Annotated in this window: 1 protein-coding gene; it reads right to left on the bottom strand. The window is 53.4% G+C overall.

Translation table 11 applies throughout. From position 1 onward, the window contains the following. A complete protein-coding gene (gene tuf, locus KJA68_RS05130) occupies nt 1-1,191 on the bottom strand; it encodes an elongation factor Tu (RefSeq protein ID WP_213035863.1) in 1,191 nt (396 codons plus the stop codon). Nucleotides 1,192-1,196 lie beyond the last annotated feature (5 nt).

Genomic DNA, 1,196 nt, shown 5'->3' with positions numbered 1-1,196 from the left:
TTACTCAATAATTTTAGCCACGACCCCTGCACCAACTGTCCGGCCGCCTTCACGAATGGCAAACCGCAAACCTTCTTCCATCGCAATTGGCGCAATCAGGTTTACCGTTACGGACACGTTATCTCCCGGCATAACCATTTCAGTTCCAGCAGGAAGCTCCACCGCCCCCGTCACATCCGTGGTGCGGAAATAAAACTGGGGACGATACCCCTGGAAAAATGGCGTATGACGCCCCCCTTCATCTTTGCTGAGAACATAGATCTCTGCAGTGAATTTGGTATGGGGTGTGATTGAGCCCGGCTTGGCCAGAACTTGCCCGCGCTCCACTTCTTCACGCTTGGTTCCACGCAACAGTACCCCAACGTTATCTCCAGCCTGACCCTGGTCAAGCAATTTGCGGAACATTTCCACGCCAGTACAGGTGGTCTTGATTGTTGGCTTCAAGCCTACAATTTCAATTTCCTCTCCAACCTTGATTACCCCCCGTTCCACACGACCGGTCACCACGGTTCCACGGCCAGAGATCGAAAAGACATCTTCAACCGGCATCAGGAACGTCCCATCGAGTAAACGCTGGGGTTGCGGGATATAGGCATCCAGCGCATCAGCCAGACGATGGATGGAAGGTTCGCCTATTTCTGTCTGGTCACCCTGCAGGGCTTTGAGCGCGCTACCTATGATGATCGGGGTGTCATCGCCAGGAAAATCGTACTTGGACAGCAGTTCGCGCACTTCCATTTCAACCAGTTCCAGCAGCTCAGGGTCATCAACCATGTCGGCCTTGTTCAGGTATACAACAATGTATGGCACTCCCACCTGACGCGCCAGCAGGATGTGTTCACGCGTTTGCGGCATCGGGCCGTCCGCAGCAGACACAACCAGAATCGCACCGTCCATCTGGGCGGCGCCAGTAATCATGTTCTTGATGTAGTCCGCGTGTCCAGGGCAGTCAACGTGGGCATAGTGCCGGGTTTCCGTTTCATATTCCACGTGCGCAGTGTTGATGGTGATCCCCCGGGCTTTCTCTTCAGGCGCCGCATCAATCTGGTCATACGCCTTCGCCTCACCACCAAATTTCTTTGACAGCACCGTGGTAATCGCTGCAGTCAGAGTGGTCTTGCCATGATCTACGTGACCTATTGTGCCTACATTTACATGTGGCTTGCTACGCTCAAATTTACTCTTTGCCATGATTT

Source organism: Candidatus Nitrotoga fabula (assembly GCF_905221025.1).
Taxonomy (GTDB): domain Bacteria; phylum Pseudomonadota; class Gammaproteobacteria; order Burkholderiales; family Gallionellaceae; genus Nitrotoga; species Nitrotoga fabula.
The sequence above is the reverse complement of the archived record's forward strand: the minus strand, read 5'-3'. Positions and strand labels throughout refer to the sequence as shown.

Coding starts and splice junctions, on each gene's coding strand:
- tuf (WP_213035863.1), bottom strand. CDS start 1,191: ATGGCAAAGAGTAAATTTGAGCGTAGCAAGCCACATGTAAATGTAGGC.